The sequence below is a fragment of the Martinezella rhizogenes genome, from assembly GCF_007002745.1.
GTDB lineage: Bacteria > Pseudomonadota > Alphaproteobacteria > Rhizobiales > Rhizobiaceae > Agrobacterium > Agrobacterium cucumeris.
Map to the genome: position 1 here is coordinate 1 of NZ_SGNY01000022.1, position 1,247 is coordinate 1,247.

Consider the following 1,247-nt stretch of genomic DNA (forward strand, 5'->3'; position numbering starts at 1 on the left):
GAAAGCCGGGCAGCGAGCTCTACCAGGACAAATTCCCAGCCTTGCCGGACTACACAGCCGCCATCGATCGGATTGCAAAACGCCAGGAAGTTGTCGCGGCACGTGGCGAGGAGAAAACTTCCGCCCCGATAGACCTGGCGCCCCAAACGCCGCCCGACGCTGCCGATGCGGCAGTCAATAACCAGAAAAGAATCGTCGAGGCCTTGCAGGCAGGCGACCACAAGAAGCTTGTGGAAACGCTAGCCGCAACCGGCTCCCTTGTTGAGAACACAAATCTCGTATCAACGTTGAAAGCGATAGCGCAGACTTATGAAAGAGACATTAGTGCGGACCCCGAGAAAGTCCGCGCTCTCTACGCCAACAAACGTGATCATGTAGATTTGCTTGCCGAAGAGATCGAAAAGCAGGGCCTTGCATCCGGTCGCCTGAGTGGCGACCCTGTCAGCTTCAAGGCGTTTAACAACAAGGATATCCGTTTCAGGGTCGGTGACAGGCTCAGCGTCACTAGCAGCTATAGGAATCTCATTGCCGGTGAAGCCGGCCGGATCGAAAAGATCGAAGGCAAATCCGTTACCTTCAAACCCGATGGCAGCAGTCAGAGCAAGACCTTCGAGGCCAGCACCGGCGAGCCGGGTGACAGGGGTGTCAAGGGCTATAAGATTGAGGGGCCCACGACAATCATCGGCTCCGCCTACGAAATCAGAAATCACGACGATGGCAGGCGCGTCGATCAGGTTTATGTCTTGCACAGTGCCATTTTCGGCTCAAATGCCGCGAGCGCCCTGTTGAGCAAGGCCGACGAACGAACCCAGGTTTTCACCGTGCAAAGCGACACGGCTGACAGACACATCTTGGCCAGCCAACTCAGCAAGCCTGGCAGCGAGCTCTATCAGGACAAATTCCCAGTCTCGCCGGACTACGCAGCCGCGATCGACCGGATCGCGAAACGCGAGGAACTTAGGGCCGGACGTGGCGAGGAAAGTCCTACTGTTCAAATGGAGCCGGTGAACCAAACGCCCTACGAGGCGGGACATTGGACGCCTGACAGTCAAAAATCTGTGGTGGAAGCCCTGCAGGCTGGCGATCACAAGAAGCTCGTGGAAACGCTCGCCGCAACCGGCTCCCTTGTCGAGAAAGCGGACGCCGGGTCGGCGCTGAAAGCAATGGCGGATGCTTACGAAAGGGATATCAAGGCAGATCCCGAAAAGGTCCGCATGCTCTATGCCAATCGGCGCGTTGATGTAGAT

At 57.0% G+C, this 1,247-nt stretch carries 1 protein-coding gene; it reads left to right on the top strand.

Features of this window, described 5'->3' with window-relative positions; all coding sequences use genetic code 11:
* Positions 1-1,247: hypothetical protein (locus tag EXN68_RS27530; RefSeq protein ID WP_161596401.1), on the top strand; the 1,247-nt coding region annotated here is incomplete at both ends.